The sequence below is a fragment of the Streptomyces hygroscopicus subsp. hygroscopicus genome (genome assembly GCF_001553455.1).
In the GTDB taxonomy this organism is placed as follows: domain Bacteria; phylum Actinomycetota; class Actinomycetes; order Streptomycetales; family Streptomycetaceae; genus Streptomyces; species Streptomyces hygroscopicus.
Genome location: NZ_BBOX01000116.1, coordinates 61,660 through 84,101, shown reverse-complemented (window position 1 = coordinate 84,101; position 22,442 = coordinate 61,660). Strand labels below are relative to the sequence as shown.

Below are 22,442 nucleotides of genomic sequence, written 5' to 3'. Positions count from 1 at the left end.
AAGTGAAACGCGAAGGTTAGATACCGGCGTCGGTGCTGAGCGACGTACTGGGCATCTCTGTCACCTGCGCGGCGGCCCGGTCCCACGACGCCGGCAACACGAGACTCGGCTACAGGGCAGACATCGCCCGCAGGAAACGCTGACGATCACCCCATTCACCCGCAGTCGGCCATCTCGTCGGTGCGGCCCTGCTGCCCGGCCCGGCTGCATGGACCGGAACTCAGGCGGTGTCTGCGTGCCGCGTCGCACGCTCCTGAGTCCGGCCCGCGCTGTCAGGGCTGGGGGCGGAGGTCGATGACGACCTTGCCGCGGACGTGCCGGGCCGCCTGGAGCTCGACGGCCGTGCGGATGTCCTCGACAGGGTAGGTCGCTGCCAGGGGTACACGCAGGCGGCCGGCCGCGACAAGGCGCGCGATGCCCTCAAGAGCGTCGGGCGCGGCGTTGGCGCCGTTGGCGGCGGGAACGCCGTCGACCTGGCCCGCGATGGTGCAGATGCGGTCGTCCGGGACTCCCAGCTCGCGCGCGACGTGCACCGTGTCCGTTCCGTGCAGGTCCAGGGCTGCGGTGACGGCGCCCGCACCGAGGTCGCGGACCCTGTCGGCCAGGCCCTCGCCGTACGCGACCGGCTCGGCGCCGAGGCTTCGCAAGTACTCCGCAGACGACGGCGAGCCGGTCCCGATGACACGCGCGCCTGCGATCCGTGCCAGCTGGACTGCGAACACTCCGACTCCGCCGCCGGCGCCGCCGATCAGCACCGTGTCGTCTGGACCGAGGTCAAGGACGTCGAGAGCGGCGGACGCGGTGCTGCCCGCGATCGCAAGCGTGGCGGCGGTGCGGTCGTCAACGCCGTCCGGGGTGTGGTGGGCGATGCCGCTGGCGATGTTCCCGTCCGCATCGAGGACGACATGGTCGGCGACCGCCCGGGACAGGGCCGTCCCGAACACGCGGTCACCGACCGCGTAGCCCCTCGCGCCGCCACCGACCTGGTCCACGGCTCCGGCGTAATCGGTCCCGAACCCACAGGGCAGGCTCAGACCGAACCGTGCCGCAGTCTCGGCATCGGAAGTCATGAACCAGTCCATCGGGTTCAGCCCGGCCGCTGACACACGGATGCGGATCTGCCCGTCGCCCGCCTGGGGCTCAGGCACGTCCTTGAGGGCCAAGACCTCCGGGCCGCCGAACGAGTCGAGCAGAACAGCCCTGCTCACGCCGTCTCGGAGTGTGTTGCCGTGTTGCTGCATGTCCTATTCGCTTCCTCGTGTTCGTGGAGCCACCCGAAGCGGACTATGCTCCGTTTATGGCACCCAGCATAACCGGAGCGTGATCCGTTTGACGAGTTCGAAGCCACGAGCGACGCGAGCCGACGCCGCCCGCAACCGCGATCAGCTGCTCGAGGTCGCGACACGCATGCTCGCCTCGCCCGACGCCGAGACATCCCTGCGCGCCATCGCCCGCGAGGCCGGTGTGGGCATCGGGACGCTCTATCGCCACTTCCCGACCCGCGAGTCCCTCGTGGAGGCCGTCTACCGCGACCAAGTCGTCCGCCTCACGAACGGCGCCCACGACTTGCTCGCCAACCAGGCCCCGGCCGTTGCGATGCAGCGACCAGCGGCCGGCCCCGGGACAGGGGTTCAGAGGCCGCTGATCTCCGGTCCTGTGGTGGTGCGGGCGGCGGTGGCCAGGAGCACGGCCAGCTCGTGGGTGTGGTCGACGGTTCGTTACAGCGCATCGATCAGCTCGGGGCTGAGTCCGTTCGCGCGGGCCCCGGCGAGGTGTCCCTCGAGGAACAGGACCTCGGCGAGGATGCGGCCGCGGGCATCCAGCAGGCCGGGCTGGACAGCCAACGCACTGCGACGGCCTCGTGCAGCAGGCACGAGGCATCACCGTCGCGGTCTGGCTCGAGTCGGTCGGCAGCCCGGGCGGCGGCAGTGAGCAGCTGCGCCAGGGTGCGGAAGAGGCATTCCTGCGAGTCGGCTTCGCGGTGGAGCTCGCGCACGATCTCCGCGAGTTCCTGGGCAGTGATGTCGTCGCTGGTGAGGTCGTCCTCGAGCTACTGGAGAGCGAGCATCACGATGCAGGCCGATGCGCAGGCACGGTCAACACGGGCCCGGGTGGTCACGGCGGCCACCGTTCAGATCAGGCCGCAGGCGGCGGCCAGCAGCAGGGGCCAGAGCCGCCAGGCTCAGGTCGACCGCGTACCGCAGCTGGCGGAACTTGCCGACGGCGATGCCGGACATGGCGCGGATACGGGCAGCGCGGGTCCCGCCCTGCATGCCCGCGATAGTCTCATCGTCGTCCAGGCGCGCCCAGTAGCGGAAGGATGCGCGGTCATGGCCGCGCAGGCGGGGCCTCACGACCAGGAGCAGTAGAACGGCGGCCGCGCCCAACGCGAGGACGGCGCCGGTGAAGGCGAGCAGTAAGGACGCCTTGCCGTCCGTCCGGCCGGCCGATCTCGCTGGCGACCGAGGCACAGGCGTTGTCCAAGTTCTTGTCCATGACGGCGGCGGGGCCATGAGGGTCGTCATGGGCAGGTTCTCCTCGTCGTGACGTGAGCAGGGGCGGCCCGCGTGGTAGTGCGGGCCGCCTCGATGGCTTCGGTGCGTCGGTGCGTCAGAACGGAACTTCGTCCGGCCAGGCCGGGAGGAGCAGGAGCCGGATGCGTGAAGGCACCGCCGGTCCACGGGCCGCCCTCGCCGTGGCAGTGCGGGCAGTTGGGCCAAGGCCGGGCCGTGATCTCGATGCGGTGCCGGTCGGCGCAGAGCTTGAGGTGACTGGCCTTGAGCACGGCGGCCATCGCCGCGGCGAGCGGGACGGCGAGCAGCAGGGCGGGGGCGGACGGCTGGTGGTCACGTCAGCGGGATGGCGCGGCAGGCGGCGGCGTGGCTGTTGGCGTCCGGCCGGATGCGGAACAGGTAGTCCTGCTCCGGCCGGTCGGAGGAGTCGCCGCAGCCATGGCAGTTCCAGCGGTTCTTGCCGGAGTGCTGACCGGGGCCGGTGACGTCCACGTGCGAGCCACCGACCGTCATGAACCGGATCAGCAGATCCTTGGGGCCGTCCGGCTCGGTGAAGGCGGCAAGGGTGGCGGTGCTCATTGGCTGGTGTCCTCTCCGGTCAGGCGGCCAGACGGTGCGTGGCCGCGGAGGTCGTGTAGGTGTCGGGGCTGGGCTCGAAGCCCTGGTGGCAGGGTCGCAAACGCCCTGGATGCGCAGAGGATTGGCGCACACCGCTTGGTTCGTACTTGCGGTATTCCTCGGTGGCTTTGCTGACGAGATGCGACGGCGGATGGTCCCGTCCTCACCAGAGGCCATGCGCCGACTCACCTGCGAGCCCACCGCTCTCGCCCCGGGCGCCCATCGGCATCCGGCCACTTGATTGGCCGCACAACAGGAGTGTGATGCGGATCATGTGCCCGGCGTAGAGGTGCTATGGCTGCCCAGCCGACGCGGTCCGATGACCAGCCGCCCCACCCCTCTGTCGGAGCCACGGCGACCCTCGCCGGGAGCCCTTCGTACCCCCACTACGACGGCCGTTTTCCACAGTTCAGGGGCCGTCTGAGCTCGTTTGGCAAGGCCTGGCTCAGCTCCAGCACCACGATTACCGTGTCGCAACATGCTGCAGCTCATCGAACCCACGACCAGCCTCTACACGGAGTTCCAGGACTGCCGTGCCGACTGGGGGCCTGGCCTGCACGAGGACGGCTTCGGCATCGAGCCAACCGACGAAATCGATTCATCAGTCGGCTTCGCCGCCTGGGTGGACCGGATGCTGCGCCAACACCATCCGGCGGCCCAGCCGTGCCCGGACCATCCCCACGGATCGCACCGATGGATCGTCTCGGACGGCCGGGTCCTCGGGGGTATCGCCATTCGGCACCACGACGACGCCTTGCGGGGACACATCGGCTATGGAGTCCGACCCACCGCGCGCCGACGCGGCGTGGCGACCTGGGCACTCCGCGAGATGCTCCACGAGGCCCGGCACATCCGGGGGTTGAACCGGGTGCTCCTGGTCTGCGCCGCGGACAACCGTGCCTCAGCGCACACGATCGAGCGCTGCTGTGGCGCCCTGGAGTCCATTCGCGACGGGGACTTCGGCCCGCATCGGCGATACTGGATCAAGTTGCCGCACTCGTGAGATCACCACGGACAGACGATTGCCGCAGACCACTTGTTTCGTGGCTGCGGTACTCCCGAAGCTGACGGTCAGCTCTGCTTGCACTTCCTCACCGAGACGCGCTACAACGGCACCAAGGTCGTCGCGGTCAGCCCCGACTACGCCGACAACGTGAAGTGCGCCGACGAGTGGCTCGCCCCGCACCCGGGAACTGACGGGGCGCTCGCGATGGCGATGGGGCACGTGTCCTGCGCGAGTTCCTGGTCGACCGTGACATCCCCTACTTCCGGGACTACGTGAGGACATTCACCGACGCGCCGTTCCTGGTGACCCTGCGCGAACACGAGCGCGGGTTCGTCCCGGGCGGCTTCCTCACCACCGCCGACCTCCGTTCCGATCTCGGCTCCGGCCTCGGCTCCGGCCTCGGCTCCGGCCTCGGCTCCGACGAGGAACACGCGGCGCTGCGCCCGTTACATGCGCGCACGCGTCCTCGGCGAGCCGGGCGACGAGGCCGCGCTGAGGGCTGTGGGCCTCACCCTGCGGGACACGGAGGATCTGCAGCGGCTGCTCGCCGTCGCGAAGTACGCCGACCGATATGTCGTTCCCACGGCGCACAAGGAGGACGCGGCGCGCGCCCTGCTGCTGCGGCTGTGCTCTCTGCTGCTGCAGTACCCGGACCGTGAACTCGTCGCGGCACGGGCGGCGTTGGCGGCAAGCGTGAGCGCGCTGCCGTCCTGGACGAGTTCGTCGTTGACCCAGCGACGAGTTCGTCGTTGACCCAGCATCGCAGCCGGAGCGGGGTGTCCGGGGCGGTCTCGTCGAGGGATACCAGCGCCGGCCCGGTCGGGCCGAAACCGGGGTAGCTCTTGCCGAGGGAGAACTGCGGAGGGGTTCCGCTCATCTGCACATCGCGGTCGCTGAAGTCCTGCCCCACCATCACGCCCGCGACGTGCTCCCAGGCATCGGCGGCCGCGACGTGCTGTGCTGCCTTGCCGATCGACACGACGAGTTCGACTTCCCAGTCGACCGATGGTCCGGTGAGGTGGACCGTACCGGCAGGGCCGGTCAGGGAGCTGGTGAACTTGGTGAATACCGAAGGCATCCCCTTGGCTGCCTCGAGGCCGGTCTCCGCCGCGTGTTCGGCGTAGTTGAGCCCGATGGCGAAGACCTGGCGCGGACGGGGAACCGGCGCGCCCAAGTCCTCGCGTCGATACGGCGCGGCGGGGTGGACACCGTCGGTGCGGACCCAAGTGCGGAAGGCATCCCAGTGGGCGAAGAGATCCATCGGATCGGGACCGAACCGCCCGCCGCTGGCCCGGGCGGTGTCGATCGCGCCCGGGCCGCTCAACAGGTGGGCGCGGCCGTTGAGATTGGCGATGCGCATGAAACCCTCTCCCTGGGTATGAGGGCGCGGATGATCAGACGGCGGTCTCGGCGGTCGCGGTCAGCACCGCGCGGCCCAGGACGTGGCCGGATATGCGGAAGCCCAGCAAGGCGGGCGTGGTGTTCGCTTCCACACCGATGTCCTCCACGTCGAGGGCCTGCACCACGATGAAGTAGCGGTGCGGGCCGTGACCAGCAGGTGGCGCGGCGCCGATGAACCGGGCCGCTCCCGCGTCGCCGGGGAGTCGCACGGCACCAGGCGGGAGCAGTTCGCCCGTGCCGTTGCCCGCGTCACTCGCCGGCTCGGTCACGGAAGCGGGGATGTTCGCCACCGACCAGTGCCAGAAGCCGGAACCGGTAGGGGCGTCCGGGTCGTACACCGTCACCGCGTAGCCCTTCGTGCCCTCCGGCGCGCCGGACAGGCCAGCTGCGGGGACACATCCCCTCCGCCGGGGACACCGAAGATGACCGACCACTGAGCGAGGGGCAGGGGCTCGCCATCGCTGACGTCCTCGCTGCTGAGCGTGAAGCTCGGAACCTCGGGCAACCGCGCGAAGGGATCGTTGACGTACATGGGGACTCGCCCTCACGTTCGCGGCACCGTGCGGCGGGCCGTCCCGCCCCGGCGTGTGGTGGGGGTGGGGTTCAGGGGACCAGGATCGCGCGGCCTCTGACCCGGTCGTGGGCGAGGTCGTCCAGCGCTTCCGCCGCCGCGTCCAGCGGGTACTTCTTGGTGTGCAGGGTGACCCTGCCGGACTCCACGAGGGCCATCAGCTCCACGAGGTCGTTGTAGGTGCCGACGATGTTGCCGACCACCTGTTTCCCGCCGGCCACCAGGTCGAGGGTGGGAATCCGCAGTTCGCCTCCATAGCCGATGACGTATTGGGATCCGGCCGGGGCGGTCATCGCAAAGGCGTCGTTCTCCGCGCCATGCTCGGCGACGAAGTCGAAGACCACATCGCCGCCCCGGCCCCCGGTGAACTCCCTGACGGCCTCGACGTGATCGTCGCCGGCCGGCACGGTCGCGTCCGCACCGAGCTCCTCGGCCAGCTTCAGCGCCTCGGGGTTGCGGTCCACCACGATGATCTTCGCGGCGGTGAGGGCGGCCACGGCCTGGATGCCGATGTGGCCGAGCCCGCCGGCGCCCTGTATGACGGCGACCGTGCCCGGGTGGAGCAGTGGGACGGCCTGCCGCACCGCGTGATAGGCGGTGATCCCCGCGTCGGCCAGCGCCGCCACGTCGGCCGGGTTGGTGTCCGGGTTCAGCTTGACGCAGCCGCGCGCCGTGGTGCGCAGGTACTCGGCCATGCCGCCGTCGTGGTTCGACACTCCGGGGAAGACCGCGTCGGAGCACTGCATGTCCCGGCCGGCCCGGCAGGCCAGGCACAGCCCGCAGGACGGCTGGGGGTGCAGGATCACCGTGTCGCCGACCTTGACGTTGGTGACCGCCTCGCCGACCTCCTGTACCCAGCCGGCGTTCTCGTGGCCGAGCGTGTAAGGGAGTTGCGGCCCCATCGCCTCGGCCCACTGCCCCTCGATGATGTGCAGATCGGTGCGGCAGACGCCGGCGCCACCGATCTTCACGATCACATCCAGCGGGCTGGAGAGCGTCGGCTCCGGTACGTCCTCCACCGTCGGCGGCTTCTGGTAGTCGTGCAGCCGCACAGCGCGCATGAGTTCTCCTTGATCGGTGTGAGGGAATCAGCTGACCGGCGAGAGCGATCCCGCGGGTTCGGTAGAGGTCCGGCTCCACCTCTCGGGCGCCTCCACCGCGGGCAGCCGCATCCGGCCCAGCAGCTTGTTGACCTTCTCCAGCGCGCCCTCCGGCCGCCGGCTGATCAGGTAGTCCAGCGACTCGGGCAGGGCCAGGGCGACGACCACGAGGATGGCGAAGGTGAGCACGGCACCGACGAGGAAGCCGGCTCGCCAGCCGTATTCGGACGTCACCAGCACGGCGACCGAACCGCCCAGCATCCCGCCGACCGGCAAGCCGGTCCCGTACAGGGCGATCATCGTGCCCCGGAAGCGCCGTGGTGAGTACTCAGTGATGATCACGGGGAGACCGGCCACCATGCCCCCGGCACCGAGTCCCGTCAGCAGGCGGCACACTCCCAGGAACCAGAAGCCGGTGCTCACCGTCGCGAGGAGCATGCCCACGGCGCAGACAGCCAGGCAGATCAGCGTGTGCGGCCGCCGGCCGATCCGGTCGGAGAGCGGAGCGATGAGGGCCGAGCCGAGTGCCATACCGACGAGGCTGCTGCTCAACAGCAGTCCGACCTGGGACGCGGTGAGCGACCACTCCTTGGCGATTCCTGACGCCGCGAACGCGATCACCAGGACGTCGAAACCCTCGAAGAGGTTGATGACCAGGCACATCCCGACGACCCCGGCCTGAAACGCGGTCATTCTCGAGCGATCTATCGATTCTCTGATCGACGACATGATGGCTCGTTCTCACTGACGACAGGCTGTGGCGTCGAGTTCGACCAGCAGGTCCGCGCGGACCAGTCCCTTGACGATCAGCAAGGTGTTCGGCGGATGCCCACCGTCCGGGTAATGCTCGGCGAAGAACTCCTCGCGCGCCGCATAGAACCCGGCGACATGGTCCGAGGACGTCAGGTACGTCACGAAGCGCACCACCCCGCGCATCGACGCGCCCTGGGACTCCAGTGCGGTGCGCACGTTGGCATAGGCGCGCAGGGTCTGGCTGCGCACATCCGGCCCGGCCACGGAGTTGTCCTCGAGGAAACCGCACTGGCCGGCGACGAAGATCAGATCCCCGGCACGGGCCACATGCGCGTAGGCGCTCAGAGGATCTCCGAGACCCTTCGGGTTCTCATACGTCGGCAACGGAGGCATGGTTCCGCCTTTCTGACTTACTGAAGGAAGTGGCAGACACGGGAGCGGTTCGTGGCCCCGGCCCGGCCGGGCGCACGGCGTCCGCGCGGTGGTGTCAGGCGGTGAGGCCGGTCGCGGACGGGGCACGCGTGCCGCACGCGAGGACACGGGTGAGCGCGTCGCGCAGCACCCTGGGGTCACCGGCATGAGTGGCCCGCCAGGCGACGTGGCCGTCCGGCCGGACCAGTACCGCGCCGTCGCGGCCGATTGATACGGGCCCCAGGAGATGGGGCAGCCTCCTGACCTCCAGCGGCACTGTGCCGTCCGCGCGCAGTGCCTCGCCGGCCTGATGCCAGCCTTCGCCGTCGGGCCCGCAGACGAGCACGAACGAGGTGTCGAACCAGTCGATGGACGACTCTGTCTTCTCGACGTCCATCCAGAAGTGCGGGAACCGGGCGCCGGGCCGGTCGGTTGGCCAGTAGTGGCGCGAGTCGTAGGGCGGCAGGAACGAGCCGTCATCCACGATCGCGCCGTCGCTGTAGACGTACCCCATCGACTGGCCCTCGCTGTGCAGTTGATTGTCCATGTCCAGGAGCAGGTCACGCCAGGCTTGGGGATCCTCATGGCGGTGACGGATCGCCTCGTCCATCGTGTCCATGCGTTCCTGGTTCCGTATCGCGAAGTCGGCGTTGGACTGCGCGACCGGACGGCGCTCGGACTCATAGGTGTCCAGCAGCGCGTCGCCGCCCTGGTGCGACAGCGCCATGACGAGTTTCCACGCCAGGTTGTGTACGTCCTGAACACCGGAGTTGAGTCCGTTGCCCCCAGCCGGGGGAAAACGGTGGGCGGCATCCCCGGCGAGGAACACCCGCCCTTTGCGGAAACGTTTCGTCACCTGAGCGCTCATCCGCCAGTTCATGACGTTGATCCGCTCGACATGGAGATCGGGAATCTCCCAGTATTCGCGGACGAGCTCGATCAGCCGCTCCTCGCTGATGGGCTCCTCACCCATCTCCAGCTTCTGGACCGCGAGCCAGCGATCGCCGTCCGGGCCGGTCGCCAGCACATTGACGTCCGGTCGTGACCGGTCGCTGGGACGCACCAGGAAACCGATGGCGCTGCGCACATGCGGCAGATGACCGACGTCCGCGCGGTAGTAGTGATTCGCCATGAGGTGCAGAAGCTCCGGACCATCCATCTCGATGCCCAGGAGACCGCGAACCCTGCTGTTCGCCCCGTCACAGCCGACGAGATACTGAGCGCGCACCGCGAACTCGTCGCCATCGGCGACGGATCTGACGCGCGCCGTCACACCCTCCTCGTCCTGGACGAACGACACCAGCTCGGTCAACCGGCGCACCTGCGCCCCCGGCCGCGTGGACAGCGCGTGGTCGAGCGCCTCCTCCACGGCGTCCTGAGGCACGATCGACCGCGGCGCCGGGGTGTTCACGCTCGGCGCGGGCTGCGTATAGGCCACCAGCGGCCCGTTCAGGCTCTCGCACCAACACGCCACGTCGGATTCCTGCGGCAGACCCGCCCGGCGAATTCGATCCTCGATGCCCCATACGCGAAACTGTTCCATCGTACGGGCGTGGCAACCACGGGCCTTGGGATGCGTCGTGGTCGACGCACGCCGCTCGACCAGCAGGCTCGGTACCCCGAAGCGATCGAGAAGCAGCGCCAGACTCATTCCGACCGGTCCACCGCCGACGACGAGCACGGGGACATTGATCATAGGGGTATCTCCTTTTCACCTGACGCGGACGAGACCGAATTCAGTCGACGTACGAGACTCGGTCCGCAACCCGGTCGTCGAGCTCAGGCAGAAGGAAAACGCGTTCCTGCTCGAGTGCGTCGGTACGCGCGGTGGCGAACGAGGCGGTGACTGTCCGACTGCGGTTGTAGGAAACGTGCGGGCAGAACGGCGGGATGTACAGGAAGTCTCCCTCGCCCACGATCACCTCGTGTTCCAGGTCGTTACCCCAGAAGAAATGCACGCTGCCACTGATCCCGTAGAGGGCCGACTCATGGTCGATGTGATAGTGCGCGGCCGACTTCTCGCCCGGCCGGAGGGAGGTCACGATCAGGCACAGGTGCTTCGACGGGGTGGTGATGCCGTTCACCCCGAAGAGCGCGTTGACGTGCTGTTTCGCCAGTTCCTCCTGTTCCGGGCGGACCAGGGTCACAGCTCCGTCCCAGGCAACCTTGAAGTCCATGTCAAACCTTCCCTTCCATTGATCGGTGACCATTGCGCTGTCGGGAGATCCGGGACCGGCCGGCAAGCACGGCCGGCGAGGGGCGAAAATCGCGTGTGCGAGCTCACGCATTCAGGCAGCAGTCGATTCCACAGGGTCACGCCCCTTGTTCGCTGGAGTGGGTCGGCCTACCGGCCCGAGGGAGCCGGCTCACATCTCGGGTTCTCGGGATTTACCTCGGAACTCCCTCTATCGGATGCATTCGATATCCTGCATCATCGCTCTCAAGCCCGACAAGGTGGTGTGCAAAAGCTGTACAGCTCTCATGTCACGGAGCAGTTCGGCACGCCGGCGGACACGTATGGGAGGCGCGATGAGAGCACAGAGCACCAGGGATGCCTGGGAGAGCTTCCAGTCGGGAGAGGCCACGACCGTCCGTCCGCAGATCCTCACGTCATGGCGCCGGGCACGGAGCAACGGCATCGATCCACAACGGCTGGAACTCACCCACGCGGACATCGACGCGCAGTCCCCGTTCGTGCGGGCCGCCAAGCCGGTGTTGCTCAAGATGTCCGACCTGCTGGTCGGGAGCTCGACATCACTGGCACTCGCGGACGCCGACGGAACCCTGGCCTGGCGGTGGGAGTCCGAACGTACGCTGTCGCGGGCCCTGGACCGGGCCGAGTTCGAACCCGGTTCGCGGGTGGGCGAGCCGGTGGCGGGGACCAATGGGATCGGAATGGCGCAGATGACCAACCGCACCTCGCTCGTCATCGGCGCGGAGCACTACAAAGAACCGTGGCACGCGTGGGCCTGTGCCGCCTCGCCCGTGATGGACCCGATCAGCCGCCGCGTCTTCGGCACGGTCAACGTGGCCTGTCGCGCCGAAGACGCCAACCACCTGCTTCAGGTCGCCGTCCGGACCCTCGTCGACGGGATCACCACCACGCTGCGCGAGGCGGCCACCGCCCGCCAGCGACGCATGCTCAATACGCACCTCTCGTATTGCGGCCCCGCCGCCGGCCCAGTGGTCACCATCGACCAGAGGACCATGATCGTCGACAACGCACCGACGGAACTCCAACTGGACCGGGCCGAGTTGTGGTCGATCGTGGTGGCCGCGGGCCCGTCGGCCACCGAGGTCACCCTGCACGACGGCTGGAGCGCCCGCCTCCACCCGGTCACCCAGGGACGCCTCCGCGACGGAGTCGTGCTCGTCCTCGAGCGCGACCGACGGGGCAGCTGCGCCAAGCACCACGGAATCTCGCCCCTGGCCACGCTCAGCCCCCTCGAGCAGGCGGAGTTCAAGGTCATCAACGAGACCCTCGCGGAATGCGGCGGCAACAAGTCCGAGGCCGCGGCCCGCCTCGGAATCTCCAGGGGCACGCTCTACCACCGCGTCCGGCGCTACCGGCTCGGCTGACCGACCGGCGCCCTGTCGGGTTCCCCTAGCACCCCTCTGTGGATCCCCCCAGCGCGCTTCGCCTGTGGTACTGGAGATGGTCGAGCATGGCCTCCACCGCCCGTTCGGGATCCCTGCTCGCGAAGCTGTCGACCAGATGCGCGTGCCCGGCGTCGATCCAGGGTCTGCTGGACGCGTCTTCCCTGAGGGACAGGGCGATCTGCGGAGCGGCCGCGTCGGACAGACTGGTGACGATCGACAGCAGCCGGGGCGAGCGGGCGGCGCCGTACAGGACGAGGTGAAAGCTGCGGTGGAGGAGTACCCAGCCGGCGACGTCCTCGGTGCGCGCCATTTCGCGGGCCAGCGAGCGGGCCTGCTCCAGTTCCACCTCGGTGATCCGCTCGGCGGCCCTGCGCGCCGCCATCGGGGTGAGAGTGAGCAGGAGGTCATAGACCTCGCGCATCTCCTCCTCGGCGGGTGTCAGGACCACGGCCCCGCGGTAGGAGTCGAGCTGGATCAGCCCTTCGGTCGCCAACTGCCGTATCGCTTCGCGTACGGGAGTGATGCTGAGCCCGAGACGGCCCGCCAGTTCGGACTGCACCAGTCGTGTGCCGCCGGGCAGCTCACCGGAGAGGATGGCGTGGCGCAGAGCGTCGACAACCGTTTCGTGGGCCGTCCTCTGCCTGACGTTTCCCAGCGAAGCCTGCGAGGAGGCGGAGGAGTTACCGAGGGAACCCATTCCCGAACGATACAGGATGCAGGAGCACGCCGAAGGGGCCAGACGGCCCGATGATGCATTCATGACAGCGCCGCGCCGGTCTCCTCTGTCGCTCAGCCCTGTGGCATCAGGCTCGGCGTCGCCAGACATGGGTCAGGAACCGCACGACTTCCTCCACCCTCTCCGGCGCGGAGAATTCCGGTGCCATGTGGTCCGCGCCAGGTACGACGACCAGTTCCGCGGGGATCCCCGCGGCGTCGAGGCCCTCGTACAGGCGGCGACTCTGCGCGAGACCCACCCGGTGGTCGCGATCGCCATGCATGATCAGAAACGGCGGCTTCTCGCCGCTGCGCTCGGCGAGGACCAAGGGATCGGCATCAGTCGCCAGGTCGGGTGCGTGGCGCGGGTCGAATCCCAGAAGCTGACGCACGACGGCGAACAGCGAGTCGATCTCCTGCTCCGTGTTCTCGAAGGCGTCCTCCCCCAGACGGGCCAGGTCGGCGGCGCCGTAGTGGTCGATGACTGCCGACAGCCTGCTGGACACCTGCTGGGCGTCGCCCACCGGACGGCCCAGGGGTCCGTCCCCCGCCAGGGCGGCCATCGTCATGAGGTAGGCACCCGCGGAGCTGCCCCACCCCGCGATCCGGCTCCCGTCGAGCAGGAACCGCTGGGCCTGTGTCCTGACCCAGCGGATCGCCGCCCGGATGTCCTCGGCCGGGTCCGGGAACTGCGCCTCGCCCGCGAGGCGGTAACCGACCGAGGCGACCGCGATGCCCCGCGCGGGCAGCGAATGCCACGGTCCGATCGCCTTGGACCCGCCGAGCCAGCTGCCGCCGTGGGCGTAGACGACCACCGGGTACGGCCCGGGTCCCGCCACCGGGACGTGCAGGTCGAGCAGGAGGGGACGCCAGCCCATCACGACGGCGTAGGCCACGTTGAGATAGCTCCGGGCTCCCGGGAGGGCGTCGACGGCATACGGCTCGGTCAACGACCTTGGCGCCAGGGGGTCACTGTCGATGGGCGTCGCCAACAGCTCCGACGGGTGCGGGAACGGGTCCATGGTGATGCATCATGCATGATGCATCACCAGCGTGCCAATGCCCCGTTGCCCCCCACACGGGCAGATGCGGTGCTCAGCTGGTCAGGTAGGGGTAGTCGATGTATCCCTTGTCGGTGCCGCCGTAGTAGGTGGTCTGGTCGGGTGTGTTGTACGGCCCGCCCGCTCGCAGACGCGCGGGCAGGTCGGGGTTGGCGAGGAACAGCGCGCCGAAGGAAATCATGTCGGCCGTGCCATCCTCGATGAGCGCCAGCTCCTCCGCGCTGGTGAATCCGTCCGTCGCGGGGTTGAGGATGAAGGCTCCGGAGAACTCCTTGCGGAGGATGCCGGTCAGATCGCGCGAGTTCTCGACGACGTGCAGATAGGCCAGACCGATCTCGCTCAGCCGACGGACGAGATGGACGTATGTGGGCTCGGGGTCGGGCTCCTCCACGCCGTTGTAGCCGGTTCCGGGCGACACCCGTATCCCGGTGCGCTGTGCTCCGATGGCCTCGGACACGGCCGCGGCCACCTCCGCGGCGAACCGGACCCGGCCTTCCACGGAGCCGCCCCACTCATCGGTGCGCAGATTGGAGTTGGGAGCGAGGAACTGGTGGATCAAGTAGCCGTATGCGGCGTGCAGTTCGACACCGTCGAACCCCGCCTCGATGGCGTTGCGCGCCGCCTGGGCGAAGTCCGCGATCGTCTCCCGCACTTCCTGGGAGGTCAGCTCGCGCGGGGTGGTGAAGTCCTTCATCCCGTCGAAGGTGAACAACTGGCCGGGCGCGGCGACGGCCGAGGGAGCGACCTGGACCAGCCCATCGGGCAGGAGGCCGGGGTCGCCGACCCTGCCGACGTGCGAGATCTGGGCGAAGATCGTGCCGCCCTCGGCGTGCACCGCGTCGGTGACGCGGCGCCAGGCGGCGATCTGCTCGGTACTGTGCAGCCCCGGGGTGTTGGGGAAGCCCTGGCCGACGATCGACGGCTGGGACCCCTCCGTGATGATCAGCCCGGCCGTGGCCCGCTGCGCGTAGTACGTCACCATCGAGTCGGTGGCCGTATTGCCGGGTCCGAAGGCGCGGGCGCGCCCCATTCCGGGCATGACCACGCGGTTGCGCAGGCGCAGTCCGGAGAGGTCGATCGGATCGAATGCTGTAGTCACAACTGGCTCCCGAGGATGGATGTGCGTGCTGTGCATGGCGAGCGATTTCATTGGGCGACCAACGAACTCACCGGAGCCACCATAGCCCATTCATTGGCTGGCCAATAGTTGGCCGCCCACGATAACCTTGCCCACATGACCTCAGAGCCCACGCGGACCGACGCGACGGAGGCCGGAGACGGCGGCCCCGTCAGCCAGACCCTGGCCCGCGTTTCCCGCTTGCACCGCCTCTGCGGCGGCAAGCTGCTGCGCCCCACCGGCCTCTGCTCCGGCCAGGAATTCCTGATGATGGCCCTGTGGAGGGAGGGATCGGTGCGCCAGTCGGAGCTGACGAAGATGCTCGACCTGGACCCGTCGACCGTGACCTTGATGCTGCGACGACTGGAACAGGGCGGACATGTCGTCCGCACCCGCGACCCGCAGGACCGGCGCGTCATGCTGGTCCGGGCCTCGACGGAGAGCTACGCCCTGCGGCCCAGGGTGGCGCAGGCGTGGGCACTTCTGGAGGAGCGCACCCTGGACGGGCTCGACGACGAAGAACGCGAAGCGTTCGCCAGGATCCTCTCGAAGATCGAAAAAAACCTCACGTCCACTGACGACGGCTGACGTGGCCTCGGGTGCCCGGCGTCGGTGAGTCAGGGCAGCAGCGTCAGGACCCCCGGGTGGCACTCGTGACTCGCCCACCCATCCTCGGGCTCCCTTTTCACGGAGCTTGCCCAGATTGCGCACAGCGGTCAGCACCCTGGCGGGTATCGAGCTCCCCCGGATGAGCTGCTGGCCCACCTCAACGACCTCGTGACCGGGCTGGGCGACGCGTACTACGCCACGTGCCTCTACGCCGTCTACGACCCCGTGCCGGTGTCGCCGGCAAAGACGGCAAGTGGGAGGTCCACCACAACCCCCACGACGCCCGCCAGATCTGGGCCGCCTCACCGATGGACAGCTGCACGAGATCGGCTGGATCCACCGCGACCACGTCCACCAGCCCTTCAACGACACCCTCTGGCGCTACATCCAGACCGAGGTCGAACAACGCGGGGGCCGCGAGACGCACGAAGCCGACCTCGCCGACGCGCTCCACCAGCTTCTGCGCCGCACCCGCCACCCCGCCGGGACCGAGCCCAACACCCGCCGCCGGAGAACCGCACGCTCCGGAAGTACGGCAGCACAGCTGCCCGATCTGCCAGACCAACGGCGCCCCTCGACACGGAGACCACACCGGCCCCAACCCCGGTCCCGGAGTGGAGCGAGAGCCTTGACGACCTCATCGGCATCGAGGCGGCGGCCGAGACGGACACGAGCGAGCCGGGGGCGCGGGCGTGCGGCCGGCCGAGGCAGGCGGATACGGGCTGTGGGACGCCGAAGCAGAGGCCGAGCAATGGTGAACACCCCACCAGACACGAGCGATGCGCCGCCGACAGGTCCCTGTCGGCGGCGGACCAGCCTCCCGGTACCTCGCCGAGCACCGCCGACGATGCCCCCGAGACGCAGCAGCAGTCGTTGACCACCTGGGACGGTTTCCAGGCCTTCGCCACCACCCCCGTGGCAGCCCCTCCCCCGCCCGGCGCGCCGCCCCGCCGAACGCCTGGCCTACCACTCGCGGTTCGTTACCGTGCGCACCCCGGCCATCGACATCCTCGCCAAGAACGTGCGTACCCTGATGGTCCTGGGCCGCCACCCGACGGTCACCGCATGGCCGTCCCTGATCGTCGTCGGCCCCGCCGGTGCCGGGAAAACCACCGCCCTGCTCCAGGTCGGACGCGCCTGCCACCTCGCCCACACCCGGCGCAACGGCCCCCCAGCAGCGGCCGGGCAGGTGCCCGTCGCCTACGTCCTGGTCCCGCCCGCTGCCAGCGCCAAGACCCTGGCCACCGAGTTCGCCCGCTACCTTGGCATCCCCGTCGCCGCCGGCATGTCACAGGTCCAGATCACCAACTCTGCCTGTCACACCTACACCGCCGCCCGGGTGCAGCTGGTGATGATCGACGACGTCCACCGGCTCAACCCCCGCACCACCACCGGCGCCCAGACCGCGGACCTGCTCAAAGACCTCACCGAACGCATCGGCGCCACCTTCGTCTACGCCGGCATCGACGTCACCACCACACCCCTGTTCACCGGAGTGCGCGGCGCCCAGCTCGCCGGACGCGTCTCCCTCATCGACGGTGCCGCCTTCCTCGCCCGCCTCGGCGACCAAGAGCCCTTCCGCGACCTCGCCAAAGCCATGGAAAGCGCACTCGACCTGCGCCACCACCGGCCCGGAACCCTCCCCCAGCTGGCCCCATACCTGCACGAGCGCGCCGCCAGGCCCCGAGGGTATTGCCGCCTTTGCCATCCGGCCGACGGCCCACCGCGTCCGCCCCGCCGACGGCCGTCAACTCCGCCCAAAGTACAGCCGGATTGCCCAGCGCCGTGGGCGCGCGCCGTGGCCAACTCCTGGATGGGGCAGCCCAGATGGTGTCGCGAGATCCCCCGTGAACAGCCGATGCGCAAGGACCGCCCTATTGACCATGATCGGCATGTGCTGGTCAAGCCACCCACCAGCGCCGACACCTCACCCGCTGTAACGCACCAACTCGTAAGCTGAATCGGTGCTCAAGGAAACAGATACCCAGCCACGGGGCAATGATTTCGCATGGCCGTCCGATGCCACCGGTTGGGAGCGTCTCCTGGGGACGGTGACCGATCTGCCGTGGTCGCTGCGTTTCCCGTCGCCGTCGCCGTCGGCCCCGGACGGGGGCCCAGCCGCGGTCCGGCGCCGCTGGGTCGATGACATCGCCCTGGTGGACTGGGAATCCGGCCCGTTCAGTGGTGTACGCGGTGCCCGTCAGATCGCGGAGACGGGAGACGACTACCTGATCGTCTCCATGCTGGGTGCGGGGAGCGCCGTCTTCCACCAGGGCGGTCACGACTGGTTGCTGCGCCCGGGCGATGCCCTCCTGTGGGAGAGCCGTCGTCCGGCGCGGGTGGTGGCGCGTGAGCCCGTCGTCGCGCGCAGTGTCGTGGTGCGACGGTGTCTTTTCGAGGATGCGGGGTGTTGGGTGCGCGTGGGCGACCCGGCGTGTGGCCCGGTGCCCGAGGTGCAGTTGCTGCGAAGCTTTCTGGACTCCCTCAGCGCATCGCTTCCCCAGCTGTCGGGCGTGGCTGTTGTCGCGGCGCGCAACGCCCTGCTCGAGCTCGGCTGGGGCGCGCTGCAGTCGGCGTCGCCACCCGCCCGGCGGGCAGCGGTGGAGCGATATCTGGAGAGTCATCTCGGCCGCAGGGACCTGTCCGCCGAACAGGTGGCGGCGGCGCACAGCGTCTCGGTGCGCACCCTCACGCGGCTGTTCAGCGACGCCGGTGACACGTTCACGGGGGTGCTGCGCGCCAAGCGGATCGCCCGGGTGCGCGAGGATCTGCTGACCGGAGACGCGACGGTCGCGGCGTTGGCGCGGCGGTGGGGCTTCGTCGACAGCAGTCATTTGAACCGGCGGTTCCGTGCCGTCCACGGGATGTCCCCGCAGGAGTACCGCGACAAGGGCAGGCGCACTCGCCAGGCACCACCCGTCGAGCACCCCACGGACACCTGAGCGGGCCCGGCAGCCGGGACGGCCGCCTCGTACCGCCTCGCGGCGTCCACGTACACGGCGCCGCCGGCCCGGCCCGCATACGTTGACAGTGGCGCCCCGGAGCGGGACGCCGCGGCCGGCGCATGCGGGTCGCAGGTGCCGGTCCGGACGGCTTGGCCGCGCCCGGACCCGACAGCGGACGAGGAGATGCGGATGCCCACCGCAGAGAAGAACCGAGCGTTCAGGCTGAGCAAGCGCCCCACGGGGCTCACCGAGGAACCCGGACTGGAGCTGGTGACAACAGAGGTACCTGTACTGGAGAGCGGGCAGGCTCTGGTCCGCACGCTGGTGCTGTCCGTGGACCCGTCGAGCCGGATTTTCATGAGCGACATCCGCAGCGCCCTGCCTCCGGTGCAGGAGGGTGCGGTGATGCGCGGACTGGGTATCGGCCGGGTGGTCGCCTCGCGGCGCACCGATCTGCCGGTCGGTGCGCTGGTGCTGGGGTTCACCGGCTGGCAGGACTACCAGGTGGCCGATGACGCCGAGCTCGAGACCCCGTTCACGGTGCTGCCCGAACCCCTGCCTGCATCGCTGGAGGACCTGCTGGGTGTGCTGGGTCTGACCGGCATCAGTGCCTGGCTCGCGGTGGAGATCGCCGACCCGCAGCCGGGCCGGACCGTCGTGGTCTCCGCGGCCGCCGGCGCGGTGGGGTCGATCGCCGGCCAGCTCGCGAAGGAACGCGGTGCCCGGGTGGTCGGGCTGGCCAGGGGGCCGGACAAGTGCCGGTACGTCGTCGAGGAGCTGGGGTTCGACGCCTGCGTCGACCGACGCGACCCGCGCTGGCGTGACCGGCTCGACGAGGTCATCCCCGACGGCATTGACGCGGACATCGAGAACGTCGGCGGGGAGATACTGGACCATGTGCTGAGCAGGATCAACACCGGAGCCGTATCGCCATGTGCGGCATGATCGCCGACTACAGCGCCGACCCCGCCCAGCGTCACGGCATCCGTAACCTGGTGGAGCTGGTCGAGCAGCGTGCCACCGCACGCGGTTTCAAGGACGACAAGGAGCCGGCCGTGAGCGAGCCCCCCTTACCAGGCGTCCCAGTAGGGCCAAGCGGCCGCGATCCGCGCCGCCGGCAGCTCCATGGTTCCTGCCCCTGGGGTCGCGCATCGGCGGTGCCGCACAGCTCCTCACCACGCGGGCCCGGTCGTGCCGTCACGCGATCCGGGGCCGCGCCTTGAGACGACGCCCTTGCTTTCAGAGGCAGTCATGCTGCCCCGGCCCATCGTCGGAGGTCCGGCCTTCCGGGACCGCGTCCGGTCCGGCCGCCGTGCGGCTGAAGGCCGGCCACACGCTGACCGTGGCTGAGACCGCGCTCGTCTTCCTCCAGGACGCCCGCCGCCGCGGCGATGTATGCCAGCCGCTGGACTGGATCCCCGAGGCCCACCACCCGGTCGGGAGCGGCGAGGCCGTCATCCCCGAGGCGCTCCTGTACTGCCAGCGCGGCCCCGCCGACGGCGACAACGGACCAATGCTGCGGGCGTTCGCCGAACTCGGCCGGGCCACCATGGGCCCCGGACGCCTCGCCGCCAAACTGCCCGTCTACGAACGCCTTCACCGCTGCGTGCCCGCAGTCCCGGGGCGCCGGCCCACCCTTCAGGAGCCGGGCCCGGAGGAGTGGCGGCGGCGCTGCCCGCCGCTCCCCCGCGTCCTGTCCGTCCTGGACGACACCGGACCCGCCGGTGTCGAGACCCGGTCCGCGCCCTGCGCGCGGGCCGGGCTGCTGGCTGCGTCCCGCCTCCTGCACGACGTGCCCGTCCTCGCCACGCCGCTGACCGGCCTCCTCCAGCCCAGCCCCTCCGCACCCGTGTGGCGTCCGGTCCATGCCCCCGGCCAGCGAGTTCCCTGGACCGGGCGTGCGTTTCGGCAGACGTGGCGCCCTGACCAGCCATGGTCTGGGGTGACAGCGGCACGGGTGGCCCCATGGCCGAAGGCGAGGCGCGGCGCGGCCGCACCTGTGGTCGGCCTCATGGCCGGGGCGCAGCCGGCGCGACTGTGTCGGTATGGAGGCGCACCGTCTGTCGCAGCAGCAGTGCCCGGGTCAGCGGTCCACGGCGGGCAGGTGGGCCAGGCCGGTGTCGTTCATGATGCGGTCGACGGTCTCGTGCAGGGCGCTGTCGGCGCCGATGACGGTCTCCATTGCGCCGGGCAGCAGATCGCGCTCCCGGTACCAGGCGCGCAGCTGCGTGTCGTTGACGTCGCCGGCGATCGGCTTGGTGGCGTGCCGGGCGAGGGTTTCGACCAACGGCACGTCCAAGTAGTAGCCGTGGGTCGGGCCGCGGTGGTCGGCGCGCATCTGCGCGAGCATGTCGCCATAGCGGTCGGCGTAGAGGATGCCTTCGACCACGACGTGGAATCCGGCGTCCAGAGCGTAGCGGGCGGTCAGGTCGATCAGGCCGATGTTCGCGGCGCCGGGCCGGTCACGCTCTCGGAGCACGATGCGGCGGAGGTTGTCCTGGCCGACCAGGGCGAGGCCGCGGCCGAACCGCTCGCGCAGGCCGGCCGCGACGGATGACTTCCCTGAGGCGCTGTTGCCGCGCAGGACGACCAGCCGGGTTTCTTCAGTACCCACCATCACGGCGGTCACCTTATCGACGGCCGGTGACAGCGCCGGGGGGTTCCGGGACGGGGCCCGACCTGAGGGTCACCACCGTGGCTACGGTCAGACCTGCCTGCTGTACGGACGCGAAGTATGCGGTCTGCTACGCAGCCGGCCCTGCCCCGGTGGCCAAACACCGGAGCTTGTTCGCGATGAACGTGCCCCGCAGCGAGGCCGCGGTTTCCTGCCTCCGGGACCGCCGCACCAGGTGGACCGCCATCAGCAGAGCGAGCCCGGTCAGGAAGCGCCAGAAGGACACCGCCACGGGGCCAATCCTGCCAGCGTCGTACAATTCGGCAGCCACGGCGCCGCCGGTGTCCCACGCAGTGGCTGCGATGACGATGTAGAGAACGCCCTGCCTCACGGACAGGGCGGAAGAGGCATGCAAATGAGCTCTCCTGTGTTGATTGCCTGCACGAAACCCTCGTGGGCAACCCAAACCGTCACCCCGGGAACCCCGGGATGACCGCTTACAGTTGCCCGCCTACTTGGCGGGCGGCGGAGGAGACACGAACAGATGCATGCGGACAACCTACCCGGCAGCATCCAAGAGTGCAGGCGTCCTGCGGCCTTCCAGCCCGGTGTTGAGGCGGTCAGCGTCGCGGGGCCCAGTCTGGGTGTAGGGCCCGAGACCGCAGCAGCGTGTAGCTGGTGCCGTCGGTGCGGCGTGCTTCGACGTGGACGCCGTAGCGGGCGGGGGCCATGCCGATGTCGTCGGGGAGGGGCGGGTTCGCGGCGGCGTGGGTGAGCATCGCGTAGCCGGGCGCCAGACGCCGGGGATCGCGGTCGTCTCGCAGCGCAGCCAGCCGCGTTCGGTGTGGTCGAGCCGGTGGCCGTGGAGGTACGCCACGTCGTGCGGGGTGTCGGGATGGACCAGGGCCACGGCGATCATCTCGGGGCCATGGTTGTCGCCGGGTCGGGTGTGCGCCCGTGCCACGAACGGCCCGATGCGCACGGCAGGGTCCTGGGCGTGGCCGGGCGTCCAGGGCTGCGGGTCGCGCAGAGCTGCGAGCATGGCGCGGAACTGGTCGACGACGGCCTGGCCCTCGGGGGTGAGGGCGCCGGGGACGTGGCCGCAGTGGCGGAAGAGACGGCGCTTCACCGGGCGGGCTCCTGTTCGCGGGCGGCGTGGCTCCAGGGAAGGGCGAGGCCGTTGCCGGCGGCGCGCAGTTGCACGGTGGCGGACACGACGGGCCCGGTGGCGAAGTCGACGACGTGGCCGCAGGGAAGGGCCAGAAGGTGGTCCTCGGTGCAGTCGCCACCGCGCGGCACGATCGCGAGCGCGTCATGCCACTCGTGGATGATCCTCGCGGGAGCTCCGGCGTGGATGATGCGGCAGAACGGGCAGTCGGGCCGCGGCGCGCCAGGCGAAGGCATGGCTG

22 protein-coding genes and 4 pseudogenes are annotated in these 22,442 nt (G+C 69.7%); 9 read left to right on the top strand and 17 right to left on the bottom strand.

Translation table 11 applies throughout. The features are described 5' to 3' along the window. Positions 1–272 precede the first annotated feature (272 nt). The gene (locus AXW62_RS13280) at positions 273–1,241 is read right to left on the bottom strand and encodes an NADP-dependent oxidoreductase (protein WP_060944702.1); all 969 of its coding nucleotides are present in this window, start codon (positions 1,239–1,241) and stop codon (positions 273–275) included. On the opposite strand from AXW62_RS13280, the pseudogene AXW62_RS40875 reads away from it, so the two are divergent. Continuing rightward, positions 1,240–1,512: pseudogene (locus tag AXW62_RS40875) on the top strand (TetR/AcrR family transcriptional regulator); the annotation flags it as partial. The gene AXW62_RS13280 and the pseudogene AXW62_RS40875 overlap by 2 nt on opposite strands. A gap of 206 nt (positions 1,513–1,718) precedes the next feature. On the opposite strand, the gene AXW62_RS44455 reads toward AXW62_RS40875, so the two are convergent. The 3 genes from AXW62_RS44455 to AXW62_RS13270 form a co-directional block, all read right to left on the bottom strand. Further along, positions 1,719–1,874: a hypothetical protein gene (locus AXW62_RS44455; RefSeq protein ID WP_169808130.1), complete on the bottom strand. Its 156-nt coding sequence runs from the start codon at positions 1,872–1,874 to the stop codon at positions 1,719–1,721. A 222-nt stretch (positions 1,875–2,096) separates the two neighbouring features. Further along, positions 2,097–2,471, bottom strand: coding sequence for a Pycsar system effector family protein (locus tag AXW62_RS13275; RefSeq protein WP_063817574.1), 375 nt, complete (start codon positions 2,469–2,471; stop codon positions 2,097–2,099). Between the two features lie 375 nt (positions 2,472–2,846). After that, complete coding sequence (locus AXW62_RS13270; protein WP_060944701.1) at positions 2,847–3,092, bottom strand: hypothetical protein; 246 nt, start codon at positions 3,090–3,092, stop codon at positions 2,847–2,849. Between the two features lie 517 nt (positions 3,093–3,609). On the opposite strand from AXW62_RS13270, the gene AXW62_RS13265 reads away from it, so the two are divergent. Together AXW62_RS13265 and AXW62_RS40865 are read left to right on the top strand one after the other, a co-directional pair. After that, entirely contained in the window at positions 3,610–4,134 is a 525-nt protein-coding gene (locus AXW62_RS13265; protein ID WP_060944700.1) for a GNAT family N-acetyltransferase, read from the top strand. A 51-nt stretch (positions 4,135–4,185) separates the two neighbouring features. Then, a pseudogene (locus tag AXW62_RS40865) lies at positions 4,186–4,502 on the top strand (molybdopterin-dependent oxidoreductase); the annotation flags it as partial. A 143-nt stretch (positions 4,503–4,645) separates the two neighbouring features. On the opposite strand, the gene AXW62_RS46655 reads toward AXW62_RS40865, so the two are convergent. The 7 genes and pseudogenes from AXW62_RS46655 to AXW62_RS13225 all read right to left on the bottom strand — a co-directional run bounded on the left by AXW62_RS46655 (position 4,646) and on the right by AXW62_RS13225 (position 10,550). Continuing rightward, on the bottom strand, positions 4,646–5,497 hold the full coding sequence (locus tag AXW62_RS46655; protein ID WP_214516858.1) for a fumarylacetoacetate hydrolase family protein: 852 nt from the start codon (positions 5,495–5,497) through the stop codon (positions 4,646–4,648). A 34-nt stretch (positions 5,498–5,531) separates the two neighbouring features. Next, a pseudogene (locus tag AXW62_RS13250) lies at positions 5,532–6,070 on the bottom strand (YbhB/YbcL family Raf kinase inhibitor-like protein). 71 nt (positions 6,071–6,141) lie between these two features. After that, positions 6,142–7,170: an NAD(P)-dependent alcohol dehydrogenase gene (locus tag AXW62_RS13245; RefSeq protein ID WP_060944697.1), complete on the bottom strand. Its 1,029-nt coding sequence runs from the start codon at positions 7,168–7,170 to the stop codon at positions 6,142–6,144. Positions 7,171–7,197: 27 nt separating this feature from the next. Next, a complete protein-coding gene (locus AXW62_RS13240) occupies positions 7,198–7,902 on the bottom strand; it encodes an MFS transporter (protein ID WP_079105312.1) in 705 nt (234 codons plus the stop codon). A 48-nt stretch (positions 7,903–7,950) separates the two neighbouring features. After that, a complete protein-coding gene (locus tag AXW62_RS13235) occupies positions 7,951–8,346 on the bottom strand; it encodes a RidA family protein (RefSeq protein ID WP_214516857.1) in 396 nt (131 codons plus the stop codon). A 103-nt stretch (positions 8,347–8,449) separates the two neighbouring features. Continuing rightward, positions 8,450–10,054, bottom strand: a complete 1,605-nt coding sequence (locus tag AXW62_RS13230) for an FAD-dependent monooxygenase (RefSeq protein ID WP_214516856.1) — start codon at positions 10,052–10,054, stop codon at positions 8,450–8,452. Between the two features lie 55 nt (positions 10,055–10,109). Then, complete coding sequence (locus tag AXW62_RS13225) at positions 10,110–10,550, bottom strand: cupin domain-containing protein (RefSeq protein ID WP_051886278.1); 441 nt, start codon at positions 10,548–10,550, stop codon at positions 10,110–10,112. A gap of 352 nt (positions 10,551–10,902) precedes the next feature. Here AXW62_RS13225 and AXW62_RS13220 point away from each other — a divergent pair, with 352 nt between their 5' ends. Further along, positions 10,903–11,952 (top strand): helix-turn-helix domain-containing protein, encoded by a 1,050-nt coding sequence (locus AXW62_RS13220; protein WP_159060870.1) that lies wholly within the window; start codon positions 10,903–10,905, stop codon positions 11,950–11,952. Positions 11,953–11,977: 25 nt separating this feature from the next. Here the strand turns inward: AXW62_RS13220 and AXW62_RS13215 are convergent, their stop codons facing one another. The 3 genes from AXW62_RS13215 to AXW62_RS13205 form a co-directional block, all read right to left on the bottom strand. Further along, the gene (locus tag AXW62_RS13215; RefSeq protein WP_060944693.1) at positions 11,978–12,670 is read right to left on the bottom strand and encodes a GntR family transcriptional regulator; all 693 of its coding nucleotides are present in this window, start codon (positions 12,668–12,670) and stop codon (positions 11,978–11,980) included. A gap of 106 nt (positions 12,671–12,776) precedes the next feature. Continuing rightward, positions 12,777–13,709 (bottom strand): alpha/beta hydrolase, encoded by a 933-nt coding sequence (locus AXW62_RS13210; protein WP_060944692.1) that lies wholly within the window; start codon positions 13,707–13,709, stop codon positions 12,777–12,779. Positions 13,710–13,782: 73 nt separating this feature from the next. Then, positions 13,783–14,847, bottom strand: coding sequence for an alkene reductase (locus AXW62_RS13205; protein ID WP_060944691.1), 1,065 nt, complete (start codon positions 14,845–14,847; stop codon positions 13,783–13,785). Between the two features lie 135 nt (positions 14,848–14,982). Between AXW62_RS13205 and AXW62_RS13200 the strand changes: the two genes are divergently transcribed. The 5 genes and pseudogenes from AXW62_RS13200 to AXW62_RS45750 all read left to right on the top strand — a co-directional run. Beyond that, positions 14,983–15,453 (top strand): MarR family winged helix-turn-helix transcriptional regulator, encoded by a 471-nt coding sequence (locus AXW62_RS13200; protein WP_060944706.1) that lies wholly within the window; start codon positions 14,983–14,985, stop codon positions 15,451–15,453. 1,006 nt (positions 15,454–16,459) lie between these two features. Then, positions 16,460–17,434, top strand: coding sequence for a TniB family NTP-binding protein (locus tag AXW62_RS13195; RefSeq protein WP_252368590.1), 975 nt, complete (start codon positions 16,460–16,462; stop codon positions 17,432–17,434). 91 nt (positions 17,435–17,525) lie between these two features. After that, positions 17,526–18,416: a helix-turn-helix transcriptional regulator gene (locus AXW62_RS13190; RefSeq protein WP_060944690.1), complete on the top strand. Its 891-nt coding sequence runs from the start codon at positions 17,526–17,528 to the stop codon at positions 18,414–18,416. A 192-nt stretch (positions 18,417–18,608) separates the two neighbouring features. Continuing rightward, on the top strand, positions 18,609–19,364 hold the full coding sequence (locus AXW62_RS13185) for an MDR family NADP-dependent oxidoreductase (RefSeq protein WP_060944689.1): 756 nt from the start codon (positions 18,609–18,611) through the stop codon (positions 19,362–19,364). A gap of 367 nt (positions 19,365–19,731) precedes the next feature. Continuing rightward, a pseudogene (locus AXW62_RS45750) lies at positions 19,732–20,010 on the top strand (replication-relaxation family protein); the annotation flags it as partial. Positions 20,011–20,502: 492 nt separating this feature from the next. Here the strand turns inward: AXW62_RS45750 and AXW62_RS13175 are convergent. The 3 genes from AXW62_RS13175 to AXW62_RS13160 all read right to left on the bottom strand — a co-directional run bounded on the left by AXW62_RS13175 (position 20,503) and on the right by AXW62_RS13160 (position 22,437). Continuing rightward, positions 20,503–21,036 (bottom strand): AAA family ATPase, encoded by a 534-nt coding sequence (locus AXW62_RS13175; protein WP_060944687.1) that lies wholly within the window; start codon positions 21,034–21,036, stop codon positions 20,503–20,505. A gap of 556 nt (positions 21,037–21,592) precedes the next feature. After that, on the bottom strand, positions 21,593–22,162 hold the full coding sequence (locus AXW62_RS13165; RefSeq protein WP_252368589.1) for a hypothetical protein: 570 nt from the start codon (positions 22,160–22,162) through the stop codon (positions 21,593–21,595). Next, positions 22,159–22,437, bottom strand: coding sequence for an HIT family protein (locus tag AXW62_RS13160; RefSeq protein WP_060944685.1), 279 nt, complete (start codon positions 22,435–22,437; stop codon positions 22,159–22,161). The genes AXW62_RS13165 and AXW62_RS13160 overlap by 4 nt, the downstream gene beginning before the upstream one ends. Positions 22,438–22,442 lie beyond the last annotated feature (5 nt).